At 62.8% G+C, this 17,788-nt stretch carries 10 protein-coding genes; 5 read left to right on the plus strand and 5 right to left on the minus strand.

The window, feature by feature from the left end:
* The first annotated feature begins 59 nt into the window (after positions 1–59).
* From EP7_RS26675 to EP7_RS26685, 3 genes are all read left to right on the plus strand, one after another.
* Positions 60–662, plus strand: a complete 603-nt coding sequence (locus EP7_RS26675) for an SCO family protein (protein ID WP_463525297.1) — start codon at positions 60–62, stop codon at positions 660–662.
* Positions 663–687: 25 nt separating this feature from the next.
* Positions 688–3,960, plus strand: coding sequence for a cytochrome c peroxidase (locus tag EP7_RS26680; RefSeq protein ID WP_463525298.1), 3,273 nt, complete (start codon positions 688–690; stop codon positions 3,958–3,960).
* A 66-nt stretch (positions 3,961–4,026) separates the two neighbouring features.
* The gene (locus tag EP7_RS26685) at positions 4,027–5,013 is read left to right on the plus strand and encodes a hypothetical protein (protein WP_463525299.1); all 987 of its coding nucleotides are present in this window, start codon (positions 4,027–4,029) and stop codon (positions 5,011–5,013) included.
* 629 nt (positions 5,014–5,642) lie between these two features.
* On the opposite strand, the gene EP7_RS26690 is transcribed toward EP7_RS26685, so the two are convergent.
* Positions 5,643–5,900 carry an IS1/IS1595 family N-terminal zinc-binding domain-containing protein gene (locus EP7_RS26690; RefSeq protein ID WP_463525301.1) on the minus strand — a complete coding sequence of 86 codons (258 nt, stop codon included), beginning with the start codon at positions 5,898–5,900 and terminating at the stop codon, positions 5,643–5,645.
* 270 nt (positions 5,901–6,170) lie between these two features.
* Between EP7_RS26690 and EP7_RS26695 the strand changes: the two genes are divergently transcribed.
* Entirely contained in the window at positions 6,171–6,905 is a 735-nt protein-coding gene (locus EP7_RS26695) for a hypothetical protein (protein ID WP_463525302.1), read from the plus strand.
* Positions 6,906–7,220: 315 nt separating this feature from the next.
* Here EP7_RS26695 and EP7_RS26700 read toward each other — a convergent pair whose 3' ends face one another.
* From EP7_RS26700 to EP7_RS26710, 3 genes are all read right to left on the minus strand, one after another.
* On the minus strand, positions 7,221–7,988 hold the full coding sequence (locus EP7_RS26700) for a hypothetical protein (protein ID WP_463525303.1): 768 nt from the start codon (positions 7,986–7,988) through the stop codon (positions 7,221–7,223).
* A gap of 54 nt (positions 7,989–8,042) precedes the next feature.
* On the minus strand, positions 8,043–8,831 hold the full coding sequence (locus EP7_RS26705) for a hypothetical protein (protein WP_463525304.1): 789 nt from the start codon (positions 8,829–8,831) through the stop codon (positions 8,043–8,045).
* A 242-nt stretch (positions 8,832–9,073) separates the two neighbouring features.
* Positions 9,074–14,971 (minus strand): coiled-coil domain-containing protein, encoded by a 5,898-nt coding sequence (locus EP7_RS26710; protein WP_463525305.1) that lies wholly within the window; start codon positions 14,969–14,971, stop codon positions 9,074–9,076.
* Positions 14,972–15,260: 289 nt separating this feature from the next.
* On the opposite strand from EP7_RS26710, the gene EP7_RS26715 reads away from it, so the two are divergent.
* Positions 15,261–15,845 (plus strand): hypothetical protein, encoded by a 585-nt coding sequence (locus tag EP7_RS26715; RefSeq protein WP_463525306.1) that lies wholly within the window; start codon positions 15,261–15,263, stop codon positions 15,843–15,845.
* Positions 15,846–15,855: 10 nt separating this feature from the next.
* On the opposite strand, the gene EP7_RS26720 is transcribed toward EP7_RS26715, so the two are convergent.
* Positions 15,856–17,652 carry a hypothetical protein gene (locus tag EP7_RS26720; protein WP_463525307.1) on the minus strand — a complete coding sequence of 599 codons (1,797 nt, stop codon included), beginning with the start codon at positions 17,650–17,652 and terminating at the stop codon, positions 15,856–15,858.
* Between the last annotated feature and the right edge of the window lie 136 nt (positions 17,653–17,788).

Consider the following 17,788-nt stretch of genomic DNA (forward strand, 5'->3'; position numbering starts at 1 on the left):
CGCTCGCTTGGTCGGATTTGATCAACCCGTGATCCTGCGAACATGATCGGATGAAATCCATGCTGGCGAGTCTTGCGAAATTCCTCGGGGCGATGGCCGACGGCCCCCCCGTGACGAGGATCTCGGACGGTTTCGCGAACGTCCCGATGACGAACCAGTACGGCCGGGAGCTTCGATTCCGCGACGACCTGGTCGGGCGACGCGCCTTGATCGTCAACACGATGTTCACCGTCTGCCGGGGGACGTGCCCCGGGACCAGCAGTCGGCTCGCCAGCCTGCGCAAGATTCTGAGCCCGGTCTTCGGAGACGACCTGCTGATCGTCTCGATCTCGCTCGACCCGGAGCAGGATTCGCCCCGCGCCTTGCGGCGTTATGCGTCGATCTACGGAGCGGACCGCGTCCGCGACGGGCTGTGCGACTGGCAGTTCCTCACCGGCAAGCCCGCGGACGTAGAGCGTCTGCGGCGGAGCCTGGGGTTCTACGACCTGGATCTCCGCGTGGACGGCGACCTCACGCGGCACGCCGCGGTCCTCTACTTCGGGAATCCGCGGAAAGACCGCTGGGCGACCTTGCCGTCGGACCTCCGCGAGCCGTTGCTCGTCGAGGCGATCCGGCGCGTGGCGGGTTTCACCTTCGAGCAGAAATACGGCATCAAGGGCTGATCTCGGGCCGGAAGGGCTGCCAGCGATGATCTCTCGACTCCGAACCGCCGCGACGCTGGTCGCGCTTGCGACCCCGGCCCTCGTGTACGTCTACGCCCCCGCCCGGGCGGCCCAGGACGCTCCCTCCTCGCGAGAGCCGACCCCCTCGGCCGTGCATCTCGTGGGACACGAGGACGACGTCCTGCTCCGCCGCGTCCAGGACGTGATCGATGACTGGGACCCCCGCAAGCTCCGCAATCCCTACGTGGACACTCTCGCCGCGCAGGACCGATCGAAGAATCAGCCGGCCAGGAAGTCCCCACGCCGGCGCGACCTCGGCGATTTCATCGCCGACTTCGATGCGGCGGAGGCCCTCGGCAAGGCGTTCTTCTGGGAAATGAAGGCCGGCAGCGACTTCCGGCGCGAGAACCAGGTGGGACTGGGGACCGCGTGTGCCTCGTGCCATTACCGCTACGGGGCCGACGCCCGCGACACCCACACGACCCGCGTCCCGTTCGTCGCCTGGGACCAGTACGACCGCGACAATCTCCATGAGGATCTCGGCTTCAACGAGAAGCCTCGCCCGTTCCCCGTCGCCGAACTCGCTCGTAAGCCGATCAAGGCCGACGATCTCTACCTCCCCCGACGTCGGCAGCGGCACATCGTCCCAAGAGCGGATGAAGCAGAGGACAACGAGGAAGAGGATGACTTCGACGATTCGCGTCGGACGCCCCTCTCCCTGATCGTCGGCTCCCAGGGCGTCGAGCCCCGGAAATTCCTGGGTCTCAACCCCGACCCCGGCGGTAAGAAGGACTGGACGTCGGAGCGCAACGATCCCAAGACGAAGTTTGTGCAGCCAAACTGGCCGCCCGAATGGGCGATGTTCATGGGTGCCATTCCGAACGAGCCGAAGAAGCTCTTCCGCCAGATCACCCCGCGAAACAGCCCGTCGGTCATTAACTCGGGATTCTCGGAACGCCTGTTTCACGATGGCCGCGCCGAGTCGACGTTCAACGGATTCTCGATCTTCGGCGATGCCGACGACCAGGAGATCCTCCACCTCAGCAACAAGCCCGGGGCCAAGCCGGTCCCCGTGCGCGTCGCCATCTCGCGCGCCGCGCTCGCGTCCCAAGCGGTCGGGCCGGTCGTCAACGACCTGGAGATGTCTTACGAGGGAAGGACGTTCAACGACCTCGCGAAGAAGCTGCTCGACGCCGAGGTTCTCGGCGATCAGACCATCGACGTCAAGGACAGCATCCTGGGTGTCTATCTGGCGAATAAGCTCGTAGGCCCCGGCTCCTCTTACAAGCAACTAATCAGGCTGGCCTTCCGGCGTGAATGGTGGGACGACTCCGACGGCAAGGGCGGGAATTACAAGGTCCCCCTGAAGTTGACCGTCTTGACGGACCAGAACCCCAATCCCGCCGGCTCGCTGATGGAAGCGAATTTCTCGCTCTACTGGGGCCTGAGCATCATGCTCTACGAGGCCTCGCTCGTCTCCAATGACTCGCCGTTCGACCGGATGATGAATGGCAAGAAAGAGCTGGTAGAGAAGCTCTGGTGCGATAAGAAAGGGGAATTGGGGCCGATCTACATCGACCGCTTGAGGACGAGCAACCCGAAGCCCGACGGGGAGGCCCAGTTCCTTCTCAAGTCGGGGTCCGAAGTCTTCCAGCGCGGGTTCCGCGTCTTCATGTCGCGGGGTTGCATCGACTGCCACGACGGCCCCTTGATGAGCGAATTGTACGGACGCATGGATTTCGCCGAGGAGAAGCCGCCGATCGCCCGTGCGATCGCCCACACGCTCCTGACGAACTCGCGAGGCGACGCGATCGCCATCGCGATCCGCGAGGAGCACGACCGGATGATCACCCGCGTCGCCGACCTGCTCGCCAGGACGGTGGGCGCGAATCACACGAAGCAACACGCCGAACGCGTGGCGGTCTCGCTGGAGAATCTGGTCGACCGCGCCAGGGGGCAGGAGTCGGCCCTTGAGGAGATCTTCAAGGCGCACTTCACCTCGCCCGGCTTCCTGTTCCCGGGCGCCGACCCGAAAGCGATTGCCCATGAGTGGATCGCCTACGGCAAGAATGCCGTCCGGCATTCCGGCGACCGGACGTTCTTCAAGGAGGAGGAGCGAGTCCCACACGCCGCACTCCTGGTCGAGCCGGTCTCGGTCGAGCAGATGCCGATCCCACCGAATCTCAGGCCTTTCCGACGAACCCTCCCGATCCAGGGCGCGCCGAGCAGCGATTCCTACGCATTCTACGACCTCGCGTTCTATAACCTGGGCGTCTCCCCCCCGCGCTTCGACCGGGGCAATGGCGATTCGTTCTTGATCGACGTCGATGACCGCCCGGCCCCCGCGGTCGCCCTCGCCGCCGCCGAGGAGATCATCGACGCGATCGTCCCCGCAGAACCTGAGGACCTCAAGACGATCGAGGACCAGGTCCGCGAGAAGGTGACGTCCAGGAAGGGCTTCTACCTCACCCGAGAGGGCATGGAAAAGCTGGCCGCCGCGAAGGGTCGCGTCAAAGACGCCTATCCGAAGGGTTCCGCCGCCGTCCGGGAGTTGTCGGGTGCCATCCGCCGCCGCGGTAACGACGACCGATCCCGGACCGGCTCGGGGACGCCCGGCCAAGCGAATCGGATTCGACGTGCCGGCTCTCCACCACCCGCGATTCTGGAGGCGGCGGCCCTGGCGCCGGCGGGAGGGCCGGAGACCATCGAACGCGACCTCTCCTGGTTCCGCGACCTCGCTCGCTGGGACGCGGACTTCCCGCCTGCGCCTCCCGCCCCCGCCCCACAGTTCAAGAGCGTGGACAAGCGACGGATGGACGTCTTCTTCTACTCGAGGGCTCGGAGGCTCGCGCAGGACGAGTCTCCCACCGGCCATCGCAAACCGCTCCTGCACGACAACGAGCTGGCGTTCTGGGGGGCGTTCAAGACGCCCACCCTGCGGAATGTCGAGTTGACCCCGCCTTACATGCACAATGGTCGTATCCTGAGCCTCTTCGACGTCCTGGACTTCTACAACCGGGGCGGCGACGTGGGATTCGACCGTGAGCTGAACCCGGACAAGCACCCGGAGATGATCCGGCTCCACCTGACGCAAGAGGACAAGCTCGCCGTGGTCTTCTTCCTCATGAGCCTGACCGACGACCGCGTCCGGCGAGAGGCAGGCCCGTTCGACCACCCCTCGATCACCCTCATCAACGGCTACAAAGAGAATTACGACGAGAAGTACGTCACCATCCCCGCCGTCGGCGAGGGTGGGAACTCCTGCTCGGTCAACCGAACCTTCCCCCGGGGCGACTGACGGGGCCGACCCCGTCGCCATTCTAAGCCGCCCGCCGATTCAATACCGACTCGATTCGAGGACGTCATGGCCAAGTTCGCCGCGGAAATCGAAGGGACGATCGAGGCGGTCAGCGACGCCGGCAATGGCGACGCGCTCATGGTTGTCATGGGCATGAGCGTGCTGATCAAGGCGAACGCGTTCGCCAACCACCGCGTCAGGACCCCGACGAAGAACAAGACCGTCGACCACGCCCAGTTGATCAAGACGAACTCGCTCCCGGGTCGCAAGAACGTCCCCGCGAACGAAGGCTTCAAGGGTGGGACGGCGATCGTCGCCGGAAATTTCGACGACACGATCCAACAGATCGTCGTCGAGTTCGATCCCACCCCGGTTCCAGGTCAGATTGCCGCGCTGGAGCTGCATCCTTCCGTCGAAGTCGGCCCTCCGGAGAACGTCTTGCTCGGCCCTTTTACGGGGAACGCCGCGACGGGCGTCTTCTCCGTCAACGGCGTGCCGGTGAAGCGACTCGGGGCCGACTTCCCCGCCGACGACCGGCTGGTCGGCGAGCCGATCCAGAACGAGTTCGGCTTCGACATCGTCCCCGGGAGCATCCCGCCCAGCGCGCTCGTGAGCGTGGACGGCTATCTCTCCGACGACGTCCAGGTGAGCGGGAAGTTCCCGTTCGTCGGTTTCAACTTCGTCGTCGACAGCCCTGCCGCGACGCTCACGATCACCAACCAGCGGCAGGTATCGATCACGAGAGCCAGTGCGAGGAACGACGTCACGGACTACAGCCTGGAACTTCGAGGGGGGATCACCACGCCCTCCAATCAGCCGTTCGGCGCAACCCCGACGCTCCTGATTTTCGGGTTCGCACTGAATTCGACTCAATCCTTCCCTATCACCGCCCAGGAGACTCGGATGGGGCCGTTGGTTCCCGGCGGCTTCGCCACCTGGAGGATCCGGACCACCGGGAACGGTTCTGCGCCGGAGCGAGTCGTGGTGAGAATCAGCGGCGTGCCCGGCCCTATCGAGTCGGGCGAAGAATTCGTCGACGTCCGCGAGGGATGATCCGCGGCCGATCTGAGTTCGGCTTCGAAGGCGCCACGATCGGCGTGAGAGACGACTTTGGGTTTGATGGTTGTGACGTGCCTTGATGATGAATATCACCGGCATTGATGCCATCACTGCGCTTCCCGAGATCTTGACAGTATACGATCGCCGGTGGTGGCCCTAACGTAGTGATGAATTGTCGTGGTGGACGAAGTGCCACAACGCCCCGATGTGGTTCGAGTCGCACCGCGAGAACGAAGGCGACTTGCGCACGAATCGTTGGCGGAGCGTGCACAGGACCGCTCGGCGTGATCGGTCTTCCCCTCGCCCTTGCCGCACCGGGTGAGTTGGCCGGCGGGGATGACTGCCCGGTACGCCGCCCAGAAGTCGGTGAGGACCATTGCCCCGGCGTGATACTCCTTCGACAGGGCATCCCACAGGTACCGCCCCGTGGACTCAGAGCGAGCATCGCCACCACCCGCCGGGACACGGCGTCCAGGGCCACCCAGACCCACCGCACCGTGCTCGACTGCCGACGAAGCTCCGCATCTCGTCGGCCTCGAGGATCAGCCCGCCCGACTTTTTTGGGGCGGCTGGGACGTCGGCTCCCACGGGGTCTTCTCGAGGTAGAGGTCATTGACGAATCCCTACAGCCAGGTGCGCGAGACCCCCGTGGCCCGGGCGATGGTGCGCGGGCTGAGCCGCTCCGGGAGCAGCTTGCGGACCAGGTGCCACCGCTCCACGGAGATCGGGGCCCTCTTGGGGGCGACGACGAAGCGGCGATTGCAGCCGCGGCAGAGGAAAGTGGTCAAGCCATACTGGATCGTGCCGTTGCGGACGACGTGTGTGGCGTGGCAGCGAGGGCACGCGGGGATCGGCTCGATGCTGGGGGTCTCAGTGGGCATCCGCCGAGTCTACAAACCTCACTCCGATCGGGCCACTACCCTTGGGTGAACGTCCTTCGTGTCTTCGCCATCGGTGGACTCCTGGTTTCGAGCTTACGCTTCAAACCCGGCGACTGCCATCCGTGGGGGAGTCCAAGAGCAGATCGACAGGTTACTCGAGAGAATTCCCACTTCTCTAAAAATACCGACTTGACCGGGGAGAATCAGTCGGTGATTCTTGCGTTCTGAATCAATATGTCGATCCGACACGCTGTAACAACGGAGATGACGATGGTGCCGATCACGAGGCGTTCGGTCTTGCAATCAGCCGGGGCGGCCGGCCTGGCTGGCGTGGTCACCGGGAGTCGGTCGGCTAGTGCCGATGAGCCGGCGACGGCTTCGTTCAAGACCCGTTTCAGGAAGCCGAAGATCGTCAAGCCGAGGATCGCGGAGCTAGGCGATCTGCCGGCAACGAACATCTCCCCCGACGGCCTCGCGATCACGATCCTCTTCGACAAGGCGATGGAATTAAGCTTGAGCGACGGGGAGGACCTCGTCACATCCCTTACCGCCAGCCTTCTCATCCCGGTCTCCGTGCAGGAGCCGAGTGCGGAAACGTTCCGCGGGTATTCGGCTTTCGTCCGGGGCTTCATCAACAAAGAGAAGGGGACGCGTGTGTTACTGACGCTTGACCTCGGGGAGACGCACGACGTTGCCGATTTCCCTTATGGTGAGGTCGTCTCGGATGACTTTGTGCGACCGGTTTTCAGTTATCCGGTCAGTGAGTTGAAACGCGAGAAGCCAGGCGGTGGGACCGAGACGATCCAGGTCACACCGGCCCCGCATTTTTCGGCGATCTTGACGCTGACGATTCAGCGTCATAGTCCGAAAGATCGGGCTACGATCAAGATTGATTCCTTGGATGTTGAAATCGTTGATCCCTCCAAAACGCCTTCAGGGGGAGCAGAGACACCGGCCACGAAGAAAGGCCAGGGCGAGTACGGTCGAGCGAAGCGAAGCCGGTAATTCATCCGACTCGAACCGCCACTGACCCATAGCCTGTAGACAGGCGATTCGAACCGGAGACAGCCGATCAGCTCTTAGCGGGGGAATCTCGCGTATATCCCGTCACGCGAGGGGGCGACTGTCGAGGAACACCAATCCCGGCGGGTCGTCGTCCTCGCGGGTCGTCAACCGGTCGGGCGTCCACACCTTGGAGATAATCGACGTGAGGGGACCTCCAAGCCTGTGTCTGGTGCTTAATCTTGATCGGGGGGAGCAACGATGCCATGCGAGTCTCCCTCCGAAGTGGGAGAGACTGCGGTGAACGGCGTGATGCGGTCAGAGATCACTGTCGATCGACGCGTTCTCCAGGGCTGATTCCCGCCCGGCCTCCGCTCCCAGGGCTTCGCGTGCATTGATCGCCTCTCGCTCTGGATTGCGGCGGAGGTTGCCCAGGGGAGTGGCCTTCAAAGCGCCTGCAATGGGTTGAGTCACCGCGCGGCCGAGGTTGTGGACACCATCGGAGGCCGCGGTCCCGGCGTTGCGGAAAGACTCACCGAAGCGACGCCTCGGCTCGGTCGGTTTGGTCGCGAGTTTGACCTCACGCTCGGCCCGGCGTTCCTCGGGCGTCGTTCTGCTCCCCTGGCGGTAAGCAATCTTGGACCCGCCGTGCTTGCCGAACGTCAGCTTGACTCCCTGACTGCCGTAGTCATATTCAATCGAGTCATAACGGTAGATCACGCGGGGGGCACCGGGCGGAAGGGTCGTCTCGATGTAGAGGCGCTCGCTGGTTCTGGGGTGGTTGACGACCAGAATCGCCGGCCCGCCCGGGATGATTCGGAACTGAAAGGACCGGTCCCCGGTGTAATAATATCGATGGACGAGCACGAGCCTGGGGATATCGACCAACATCCGCCCATCGGGGCCCGGGATCGTCTCGACGGCAGGATTGCCGACCGGATCGGCATTGGGGTCGAGGACCTCGATCTCCAGCGCAGGGGGAACGGGCACAGGCTTATGATGGTCTTTACCTAAGGCCGTGACGGCGACCGAGGACAAGACGAGGCAGATTGCCGCTGCTCGGAGACCGATGCTTGAAGAGCTCATGGCGTCCCTCCCCTCCTTGGTTGGGTTCCGGCTGAAACGACGGCGTCATGGCCGTCACGGTAAATCCGCGGTCAGCCCTTCCTGCAACTGGTAGTGGTACTCGATCTCGACTCGCTCGACCCGATCGAATGCGCGCCTGGCCAGGTCGGGCGGCAGGACGTCACTCCACTGCATCGAGCGAGATTGCCCGCGCTGGACCCAGAACGGGGGCAGATCCACCGACCAGACGACCGGATCGCCCGCGCCAATCGGAGACACTGACGCGCCGGTCGGTCGAGAGGCGTAGAAGCGGACGCGGACGAAGAACAGGTCTCGAAGAATATGGCCCGTCTGCCGGACTGAGGTCCGAATTTGATCTGGAACCGCAGTGCCTACCAAGGTCGCGTCGAGGGAGGCACCAAAGTTCTGGTCGGCCCGCAGGCTGACGAACCAGCGTCCGTCCGAGTCGAGCGTGGCGCCCATCTTCGACACCGTGCAATGGTCGATGGCCAGCACCGAGGGCTGCAAGAACTGGAACAGCTTGCCCTGGACCGGGGGGTAGGCCACTGACGCCCGCTCCATCGAGACCATACCGTTCGGAGCGAGGATCGTACCTGGGACCTTGAGGGCGAATGGTGCCTCGCCGACCGACGCCGTCGTGGCGAGCCCTGGCAAGTCGCCGGGGACAAGGGGGATCGAGGTGGCGCTCAGTGAACTGACCGAGCGGGAGAACGCCCGATGCTGGTAATCGCGGATTGGCAGGCCGGGAACGCAGCGAGCGGGGGTGTGATGGATCCGGACGCCGGGGCCGGCGCCGATGCATGCCGCTGAAATCACGATCTGACCGATCTGAAAGGCCCCCATGGAAATTGCCCCTAGACTTGCGTCGCCCATCGAAGGCCCGACCGTGTCCCGTCCGCGACGGATCGTCAGACCGACTTTCCCATCGGGCCCCGAGGCAGCTCGGCTCGATCTGAAACCCGGGCGAGATGAGCCCCTGAATTCGTTCGCGTCGATCATCCGGCTCGCGCGGTCCTCAAGCGGATGAGGACCGCGCGATGCGAGCGTCCCACCGGAACGCACCGGACTTGGAGCGAACGAATTGTTCACTTCGACCCGGCAGCCGTGGGACGGAGCCGGGAGAAGAATCGGCCGGATTCGGGCTTAGACGCGGGGGCCACCGTCGCGTTCGAGGGCCGCTGCGTCTGGGCTTGTGCCTTGGCTTTGGTCGCAACGGGTTTGGGGCTCGAAGGGGGCAAGGGAGGGAGCGTGGCCATGGTCCGGGCCAACTCGGAGTCGAGCATGGTCGACTTCATGCCGAGTGCCGAAGGTGGGGCGGCCCTTCGCCCCCCAGCCTGCGTCGGCGTCCCGATCCGTGCGCCAGCGATGGAAATAGTCGCGGGCTTGGCGCGGAACGAAGTCGGGGGGTGGGGATCTGGCAATACACTCGAAGGGGCCGGCGTCCCGATCGGGTCGTTCGTCGGCCTCGCATTGGGAGGGGCCGCGATCCCGTGCTGGATACCCGTCGGCCCCGCATTGGGAGGGGCCGCGATCCCGTGCTGGATACCCGTCGGCCCCGCATTGGGAGGGGCCGCGATTCCGTGCTGGATACCCGTCGGCCCCGCATTGATTGGAGCATTGATTGGATTGGCGGGGGCCGATGCTCCGTGAAGGACATCAGGCTGCTCAGGAATCACCATACCCTCAGGCAGGGGGTGGGTCGAAAATTCCTCGGCCGAGGGGAGCACCGGCAGGCCGACATCGCCGCCGGCGTCGCGGGAATCGCCGGGGATGCGACTCGTAGGGGGAAAGAGGGTCGTGGGATCGTAGCCCTCGCGAAGCTGGCTGTCTTTCAGGTTCAGGCCCGGCCCGCGATAGCCGTTGGGGTGGACGTCAGGGATCGTCTCCTGGCTACGGTACAGGTCAGGACGTCGCTCGGACGGCAGCACCCTCATCGAGTTATCGACGCTGGAGGTTGAGTCGTCGTAGACCCGGTTGGACAGGTCTCGGGCCCTGCCTCGGACGACGAAGTCGGCATTCTTCAGGCGGAGGGTGTCCAGGTCGGCCACGGCCGGGGCCCATCGCAGGCCCATCAGGTCGAAGATGGTGGGGAAGATGGTGCTCTGGGCCAGGATCACGTTCTGCTGGAGCGACGACTCGGCGTTGGGCAGGGGCCGGAACAGGATCCCCAGGGCGGGCACGTCCTCGAGCAAGGGGACACCGCGGCTGGTGCGCGACGCCTTCAGCGCCACCTGATAGTCGGTCACCTCGCGAAGCTCATAGTTGCTGAGCTGCACCGGCCCGTGATAGAAGTGCCGCTTGACCCGGCCGAGATGCTTCTCGTCGGCCCGCACGGGTTCGCGGACGTTGGTCGTGTACATGTAGTTGAAGTCGAAGGTGACCGCCTGGCCGTCGGGCTGGATGACCGGGCGGATCTCATAGCCGGTGCCGGTCTCGAACTTGTAGATGGCCGGGTCGGGGATCAGGGCCTCGAGGGCCGAGCCGAACTCGCGACGACCGGGCCCTGCCTGGCGGAGCACCTCCTCATCGTCGCTACGAGACAACTCGGGCAGGACGCTGCGTACCGAGCTGGCGCCGCCGCCGAGCGTGCCCTGGGCCATCGAACTGGTCGGTTGGCCGCTCTTGAGCTTCGTCAGCGACAGGAACGTCGGGTCGTTGAGTAGCGCTCCGTACTCATCTACCAGCGCCTTGGCCCCGTTCATGGCCTCGGTGATGAGGATCTCCCGCTTGGGAAGGTCGAACTCCATCGTGGCCGTGGGCGAGACCTTGGCGAACATCCGGTTGTTGGTCAGGATGCTCGTCTTCTCGATCTGGCCCAGCTGTACGTCCCAGAGCCGGCTGGCGGCGCGGACCTGGCGGAACGCCGGGTCATAGAACTGGGTGTTGAAGTCGTCATCCAGGGCCGTCGCCAGCGACTTGATATATCCGTCGATGACGGCCGTGTGCGACCTCGTCCCCTCCAGAAGCTCGATGTACTTGTCTTCCATCTCGTCGATGAGCATGTCGAGCATCTTCTTGGAATCGAGCGGACGGCGAGATGCGGCGAGATTCTGTTCGGCGAACTGGCGCCTCAGGTCGGCCTCCAGCAGGCTCCTGAAGCCCCGGTCGATCTTGTCGAAGACCGCGTTGGCGAGGCCTTGCAGTTCCCCTTTGACATCAATGTTGATGCGATTCCTCAGTTGCTGGGACTCGCGGTTCAAATCGCGGGTCGAGACATCGGATTTGCTGAGTTGAGAGATCAGCTTGTTGAATTCGCCGGTAAAGGATTGGGTGTTATATCGAACGGGCGTCAGAGCGATCTTCTGCGCTTCAAGAACTTGATTGAGATCTCGGAAATCCGAGAAGCGGAGGTCCGCTTCAAGCGTTAGATTCTTGAGCCGACTCAGTGTCGGTGCAACCTTGTCGATTGCGTCGAAGTGGGCGTCCTTTAGTACGAAGTTTTCGAAGAATTGCTGCAGGTCGGATGCCTCATTGATCCAACTGTGGAAGAGGGTCTTCGCAAGTACCAGATCACCTTCCCGACTATCAGGCGTCGCTGCCGCCAAGATGCCGTCTTTGTTGAATAAGAAGTAGACGCCTTTTCTGCCTCGAATCGGCAGCGTGATGTGGTTGAGCAACCCCGTGCTCTCCGCAAGCTCCTTCGCCGCGGGCGATTTCGTATTTTCGACTGACTTCAGGGAGTTGATCGCCATCTCACGGTACTCGCCAATCTTGGCTATCTGACGATCGAGATCCGCTCGCGTCGCCTGGGTTTGGATCTCTGGCAGCGATTCCCAGCCTTTCGGCAAGGCATCAACCATCAACTGCTTCCCGTTATCATCTGCGTTGGTCATCGATTTTGAGGCCGCAAGAAAACTCTCACGACGGCTCAAAATTTCGCGCAAAATTTCGCTCGTTTTTCGGACCGATTTGTCACTCCGATCCGAAACATCCCGGACTCTGCCGATCTGATTTCCCAGGTCGTTGAACGCATTGAAGACGACAGTTCGCTGGCGGTTCAGCTCCTCCCGCAGGAGCCGGACGGCTTCGGTCGCCTCGTCTTCCTTCTTCTTCTGGCTCGCCAGCTCTTCGAGGCGGTTCCCGATGCGGTCTTCGATGAGCCCTCGCTCCTTAATCCGCTGATTCAGTTCCAGTTCGGTGACGAGGCGGCTCTTGAAGATCTGGGCGAGGCGGATGAACTCACGCTGGATGGGCGAGAGCGTCTCGTTGCCCTGGATGTCGTGGTTGAAGTAGCCGGTGAGCGACTGGAACTTGGCGTTGGCCGCGAGCAGGACGAACGCGTCCTTCTTGTGCTGGGCGTGTTTGTGCTTCTGGCCCCGGTCTCCGCCGGCCTCGAAGTAGTTCAGCTCGGCGGCGGGAAGATCGCCGGCCATCGAGGCGTGGAACTCGGCGAGGATTTCCTGTCGGGTCTCGTTCTTGGCCAGGGCCATCAGGAAGAGCGCCGAGGCCAGGCTGGTGCTGTCCATCGAGTGCAGCGACAGGACCTTGTTGCCGCTGTGGAGGAACTCACTGTCGATCGTTTGCAGCTCTCTAACGAAGTCTTCCCCGAAGAAGGCACTCACATACTTGGCGTCGCGGGCCTCCTGGGTGGTGCCGTCGGGGCAGAGGGCCGCGGATTCCACGGCTCGCCGGGCGGCGACCTTGACCACGGCGTTGCGGAGCAGTTGGCCCGACTGCATCGTGACGAACCGGGCGTGGTCGATCGAGTCCTTGATCTTCGACTTGACCTTCTCCATCCGGTCGCCGTGCTCGCCGTTGATCTGGACGGTGTGGACGGCGATGCGGACCTGGCCGGCGGGGGAATCGATCTCGTTGATCATGCGCCTGACGATGTTGATGCCCTTGATCGGGCCTCGGAGCTGGATGACACCCTCGCCGATCACGGCGACGGAGACCTGCTCGACCGGATCGATGGAGCCGGGGACGCCCGGGGCGAACGTGTCGGGGTCCTCGCTGGCGGCGGCCACCTCCAGGCGGAACTGCTGCTCGCGGGCGCGGTCTTCCTGGAAGCCATCGCTGGTGAGCGTCTGGCTGGCCACCGCCTCGGCGTCGCGCTTGGCCTGGACATCCTTCTGGGCCGCGGTGACCGCATCGCGGGCGGCGGGCAGCGATTCGGGGACCTGCGTTGCCGTCTTGTTGGCTGCATCGCGCCGCAGTGTCAGGTCGTCGACCTGAGCTTTCAGTCTATCGATGTCCGCATCGTCTCGGTCGGCCGCCGGCACCGCCTGAGCGGCCGTGAGATCCTCCTTGGCGCGGTCGAGCTGGACCTGAAGCTGAGGGGCGACATTGTTCGCCGCGGCCCCCTGCTGCTGGAGATTATTGAGCTTCTGGTTCGCCTGCTCGAGCGCCTTCTCCGCCGCCCGCGCCTCTTGAGCCGCGCGTACGGCGGTCGCTTCCTGGAGCTTTCTCTCATCGGTCAGGCGATCCGCCTCGCGGCGAGTCTCCGACGCCAGTCGCCGACGGGTGTCAACGGCCACCTTGTTGTAGGACTCGACGTGGCGGTTGACGATCTGGGCGACCCGGTGTGCGTCCCGGTAGAAATAGAGGCGGGAGACCTTCGTATCGACCTTGTCGGAGGGGTTGAACCCGTTCGTGGGGGTGCGAGGTTCGGTGAATTCGGGATACTTCACGAACGGCGCCTGACGCCCCGGGGGAATGACGGCCGACTCCAGCGCCGCCAGTCCGCCGTTGGTCGTGGTTCGGATGAATGTCTTCGTGAAGGCACCCTTCGGCTCTCCCTGGATGCTCGACAGGGTATTGCCGTAGATGTCCTTCAAATCATTAAATTTGAACTGGATCTGATAGTTGTCGACGAGGAGCTTCGTGAATTTCAGGCTCACCGAGTTGGTCGCCTGGTCGTAGGAGGCTTCAAATTCACCGACCGGGACCGGAGTTTCGAATTCAGTCCCTCCGTTCGCACGAGTGATCGTGTAGCTCGATTTCGTCTCGGCAACTCCCTTGTCGAGGGGATTTCCGGCGAATCGAATCGTCAGGGTTTGTGCGCCGGTGGCGACTCCGAAATCGGTCGGGAGAATTTCGGATATCACTAGCGCCTTCCTGCTGACGCTCAGTGTCACCGGGTCAGAGGGCGTGCTCCGGGTGGTCCCGCTCGCCAACTCTGCCCTCAGCGTCAGGTTTCGTTCGGGCAGGTCGGGCAGATCAACCGTCCACGCGTCCCCCACGCCAGTGCCGGCGCCGGCCACGGTCCGCCATCCCTCGGCGGTGACCAGGATGTTCGCGCCGGCGACGAATCCGGTGCCGCTCACGACGACCTTGTTGCCATTCGTGGCGAAGTTGACCCCCGCCTGGGCCGTTAGGCTGCGCAGGGGGATGGGGTTGCCCGTCGCGGGGACCACCGAGATCGAGGTGATTGTCGGCTTGACCGACGGCTGGAATGGTGGAGTTCCATCAGTGAACGTCAGGGGAGCGGAGACGCTCTGTGAATCGAGGGTCTCGGACACGGCGAACATGTGCAGCACGCGTGTGGTGTCGGCGAAGAGGAATTCCGTGTCCCATTCTCCCCGGGCCCTGAGCGAGCCCAGCGGTGTGAGCTTCGGCCCTTTCGCGACTCGTGTAAAGGACGTGGTAGTCGAGGATTGAAAGACGTCGAACCGGAGCGGCTTTGATTCCGGTGCATTGAGTCCGACCAGGTGGATGTAGCGGTCGTGAATGGCGATCGGCTGAGTCAGGTCCGCGATCGGCTGTGGTTCGATCCCCTTAGTTGTCGAGACACGCACAAAGGTCGGGGCGGGGGGGCTATCGCGACGGCCGGTGACCAGGTCGATCTCATTATCGGCTGGGGCGAGAAATAACGACCAGAGATCGAGGGCCCTCAGGGTGACATGCGGTGACGAAAGAACGGGCTTGATGTCCGCAGTCTCCTCACTCACCTTCGGCCGAGTGGGCAAACTCCCGACCGTGGTCCCCGACTCGTCGACGATCACGATCGGCCGCCCGTCGGCCTGGTCGATCGTCAATTTCATCGCGTTCGCCTCCGCGTTCGGGTTAAGCCGGAAGGCCTCACCATTCAACCCGGATGGAAAGCTCGTTGAATAGGTGACCGCACCCAGAGTCTCCCCGATCCCACGGATCCTGGGATGCTGGGAGCCCTTCGTGGTCGCGGAGAGGTTGACAGTCCAGGCATTCCCCCCGTTGACCGTGACCTCATATTTTCCGGTCGAGTTAAATGTCAAGAGACAGGAGTCGGCGTCGCCGGAGACGGCGACCGGAGCAGGGACGGCTAAATTAGGGTAATTGTCGAGGCGTTTTACCTTGACTGAACCCAAAATAAGGGGGCCGCTCCCGTTCAGTTTGAGCTTTAAGATGACGGGGCCATCGGCGGTCCCGGTCAACGAATTGAGCGGCGCATTATTAGAGGGGGCCGTCAAGGTGATTGGATTCGGAGTCGATGTGTCGGGAACGACCGTGAAGGGGGACACCTGTCCAGTGCTCGCCATTGCAATCAGGGGGGCCGAGATGGTCCCCGCCTGGAAGACTGCGGGGTCGACCTGGCTTGCGGATTCGATACGTCTTGGGGCGGGGGTGGACGGCCCTTGGTCGGGGATGCTCGATTCCAAAGGCTGTCCACAGCCCGAGATAAGTCCCGTGCATAGGCAGGGGATTATGGACAGAATGGTCCATAGAATCCGCGTCGGCTTCCTCATCGACGACCTCCAGACCGGCTCCGCCGGCGTCAGGACTGCCCGTTACGCGATGTTCCTCGATGTGATTCGTATCGGCATATGGCGCTCGCGACTCCAGATGAGTTTGTCGGTCGCAGCGATTGCGGCGGCGGCCCTCGGGCGAAATCCGCCGGCGAGGGCCCATTTCCCGCACGCATCGTCGAGCCTACGCTGATGGAGGAAGATCAATAGCGTGGGCTGCTTTGGGAACTCGGATAGGAGCCGAATCGGGCTACACCCCTCCTGCGGACCGACTTGAGGCACAGGAGTTGGGAGGATGACGACGGTTCGGCGGGTTGGAATACCCCTTCCGCCGTTCGCGGATCCCGTTGGGCCAGATCGTGGCGGACCAGTGACGACGAATAGCCCAGGTGCCTTACCTTCCAGGTGGCGGCCTTCGATTCACCCAAGGCGTCGACGTGAGGGAGAATCACGATTGGTGGGATTGTCAGAGTTTGATCGAATTTCAGGCCGTAATCGAGACGCAATTGCAACCGGACGGTGACGGGCATGGCGGGCGCCGAGGCAACGAAGCGGACCTCATAGAGCCCGTTGGGGGCGGCGACGAAGCGCATCCCCTCGTGGATCACGAGGCCCTCGGCTTCGATCTCCTCGGGGCAGTCGCCGAACTTCGGCAGGGGGAAATGGGCCGGCGCCGCGAAGTCGAATGGGGAGGTATCCTCGCGAGCATTTTCCAGGAAGGTGCGACCGCCCTGGCTGGTCAACTCGGTATCGTTCTCGGGGGGGATGTCGCCGCGGGTCACCAGGCGAATCACGGTCGGAGTCGCATCGAAGGCGTCATCGGGCAGGCCGCGGATCGAATCCGCAGGGACTCGGAGCCGCGCGAGTTCCTTCTCGTCGAATTTCCCGTCGCTTGAAGCAATGCTTCGCGGGGTCTCTAGGTTGTTCTCATCGAATTGAATCGGTTCGTCGGCGACCGTAATGTTGGTAAAGTCCTCGATATAAACTTCCCCAAATATGGCGCTCGCGTTGGCCCCGCTACCGATGAGCACAGGGAGCAGGGGCGATCCCGTGGCTGTCGCGTCTGTCAGATTCACCAATTGAGAGCCGACATTTTTTGTATCCGCATCGGGCCAGTATTTTGCACGAATTGAATTCTGGTCGACACGTAATTGGACCCAGTACCAGATTACGGAATCCTTGGTCGATGCAACCCATGAGACATTTTTGTCGAGTCCCTCGTTGGGTTCCAAATCCGAGTGACTGGTTTGCGAGCCTTTTTCGCTCGTCAGCCGAAAGACATTGCTCGTTTCTTCGGTTCTAAGCACGAGATTATAGCCGCGGCCTGACTCATCGGTGGACAGCCCAATGCCCAATGGCGTGGCCGGTACGAGCTTAGAATCGGGCGCCACCGCAATCCGGGCCGTGATCTGCATTGCGGACGGCGCGGTCGGCACGATACGACTCGACCCGAGTAAGAGTCTGGACGATATGGCCGGGTCTTGCGCTCCCTTCCTCCAGATCATTTTGCCATCCTCGAGAAACCATTTCGGATCGGAGTCATTCGGGTCCGAAGGCTTTGGAATCGAGGTCCACGGCCCCTTGAGTCGCCCGTCGTCGAAATCATCAATGCGATAGATTGTCGATTTCGGTTTCGGAATTGTGGCCGAATACTGGCGGTCTCCGAAGACGGAATACGTCGATTCGGCAATCGTGCGGATCTTATAGGTGAATTTTGCCTCCGATTTTACATTCGTACGATCGACATAGACGAGCGTCGGCGGCTTGACGGTAGTCCGGGCGACCATGACCCAGTCATTTTTACCGCTCGGTGTCCTCCAGATCTCGTAATTGAGCCCTTTACCATCGGACGGGGCATCCCAGGTGAGTCGGACAAGGTCCGACTCACCGACGACCATCCCTCTTAGGCCGGTCGGAGGATCTGGCCGATCTTGGGCGAGGACAATTTGGTTAGCCGCGATCATAAAGAAGATTGATATGAGCGTTCTTTTCTTATTCATGGGGTGATCCTTTGCCCTTCATGGTATGCCGGTGATCGATCTGATGCGACGGAGTCGGTTCGTGGCAACGATCGACCATCGCCCTGAATTTGACGGGTTATGATGGCTACGATCGACGATTTGCTTCGCCGGAGGT

It is taken from the genome of Isosphaeraceae bacterium EP7 (genome assembly GCA_038400315.1).
In the GTDB taxonomy this organism is placed as follows: domain Bacteria; phylum Planctomycetota; class Planctomycetia; order Isosphaerales; family Isosphaeraceae; genus EP7.

What these genes read in the sequence shown, in the direction of transcription:
- EP7_RS26675 (WP_463525297.1), top strand. Translation starts at nt 60, where the DNA reads ATGCTGGCGAGTCTTGCGAAATTCCTCGGGGCGATGGCCGACGGCCCC.
- EP7_RS26720 (WP_463525307.1), bottom strand. Translation starts at nt 17,652, where the DNA reads ATGAATAAGAAAAGAACGCTCATATCAATCTTCTTTATGATCGCGGCT.
- EP7_RS26680 (WP_463525298.1), top strand. Translation starts at nt 688, where the DNA reads ATGATCTCTCGACTCCGAACCGCCGCGACGCTGGTCGCGCTTGCGACC.
- EP7_RS26710 (WP_463525305.1), bottom strand. Translation starts at nt 14,971, where the DNA reads ATGAAATTGACGATCGACCAGGCCGACGGGCGGCCGATCGTGATCGTC.
- EP7_RS26705 (WP_463525304.1), bottom strand. Translation starts at nt 8,831, where the DNA reads ATGGGGGCCTTTCAGATCGGTCAGATCGTGATTTCAGCGGCATGCATC.
- EP7_RS26695 (WP_463525302.1), top strand. Translation starts at nt 6,171, where the DNA reads ATGGTGCCGATCACGAGGCGTTCGGTCTTGCAATCAGCCGGGGCGGCC.
- EP7_RS26690 (WP_463525301.1), bottom strand. Translation starts at nt 5,900, where the DNA reads ATGCCCACTGAGACCCCCAGCATCGAGCCGATCCCCGCGTGCCCTCGC.
- EP7_RS26700 (WP_463525303.1), bottom strand. Translation starts at nt 7,988, where the DNA reads ATGAGCTCTTCAAGCATCGGTCTCCGAGCAGCGGCAATCTGCCTCGTC.
- EP7_RS26685 (WP_463525299.1), top strand. Translation starts at nt 4,027, where the DNA reads ATGGCCAAGTTCGCCGCGGAAATCGAAGGGACGATCGAGGCGGTCAGC.